The sequence below is a fragment of the Pseudomonas paraglycinae genome (assembly GCF_021601625.1).
Classification (GTDB): Bacteria; Pseudomonadota; Gammaproteobacteria; order Pseudomonadales; family Pseudomonadaceae; genus Aquipseudomonas; species Aquipseudomonas paraglycinae.
Map to the genome: position 1 here is coordinate 1 of NZ_BQHR01000039.1, position 1,448 is coordinate 1,448.

Below are 1,448 nucleotides of genomic sequence, written 5' to 3' on the forward strand. Positions count from 1 at the left end.
CGTCTTCACACACCGCAATCTGGCCTTTCGACTCAAATTGCTTGGGTGTTATATGGTCAAGCCTCACGGGCAATTAGTATTGGTTAGCTCAACGCCTCACAGCGCTTACACACCCAACCTATCAACGTCGTAGTCTTCGACGGCCCTTCAGGGAACTCAAGGTTCCAGTGAGATCTCATCTTGAGGCAAGTTTCCCGCTTAGATGCTTTCAGCGGTTATCTTTCCCGAACATAGCTACCCGGCAATGCCACTGGCGTGACAACCGGAACACCAGAGGTTCGTCCACTCCGGTCCTCTCGTACTAGGAGCAGCCCCTCTCAAATCTCAAACGTCCACGGCAGATAGGGACCGAACTGTCTCACGACGTTCTAAACCCAGCTCGCGTACCACTTTAAATGGCGAACAGCCATACCCTTGGGACCGGCTTCAGCCCCAGGATGTGATGAGCCGACATCGAGGTGCCAAACACCGCCGTCGATATGAACTCTTGGGCGGTATCAGCCTGTTATCCCCGGAGTACCTTTTATCCGTTGAGCGATGGCCCTTCCATACAGAACCACCGGATCACTAAGACCTACTTTCGTACCTGCTCGACGTGTCTGTCTCGCAGTCAAGCGCGCTTTTGCCTTTATACTCTACGACCGATTTCCGACCGGTCTGAGCGCACCTTCGTACTCCTCCGTTACTCTTTAGGAGGAGACCGCCCCAGTCAAACTACCCACCATACACTGTCCTCGATCCGGATAACGGACCTGAGTTAGAACCTCAAAGTTGCCAGGGTGGTATTTCAAGGATGGCTCCACGCGAACTGGCGTCCACGCTTCAAAGCCTCCCACCTATCCTACACAAGCAAATTCAAAGTCCAGTGCAAAGCTATAGTAAAGGTTCACGGGGTCTTTCCGTCTAGCCGCGGATACACTGCATCTTCACAGCGATTTCAATTTCACTGAGTCTCGGGTGGAGACAGCGCCGCCATCGTTACGCCATTCGTGCAGGTCGGAACTTACCCGACAAGGAATTTCGCTACCTTAGGACCGTTATAGTTACGGCCGCCGTTTACCGGGGCTTCGATCAAGAGCTTCGCGTTAGCTAACCCCATCAATTAACCTTCCGGCACCGGGCAGGCGTCACACCCTATACGTCCACTTTCGTGTTTGCAGAGTGCTGTGTTTTTAATAAACAGTCGCAGCGGCCTGGTATCTTCGACCGGCGTGGGCTTACGCAGCAAGTGCTTCACCCTCACCGGCGCACCTTCTCCCGAAGTTACGGTGCCATTTTGCCTAGTTCCTTCACCCGAGTTCTCTCAAGCGCCTTGGTATTCTCTACCCAACCACCTGTGTCGGTTTGGGGTACGGTTCCTGGTTATCTGAAGCTTAGAAGCTTTTCTTGGAAGCATGGCATCAACCACTTCGTCGCCTAAAGGCAACTCGTCATCAGCTCTCGGCCTT

The 1,448-nt window shown here is 53.3% G+C and carries 1 rRNA gene; it reads right to left on the reverse strand.

The window, feature by feature from the left end:
• Positions 1 to 52 precede the first annotated feature (52 nt).
• A 23S ribosomal RNA gene (locus L6D82_RS28435) occupies positions 53 to 1,448 on the reverse strand; the annotation flags it as partial.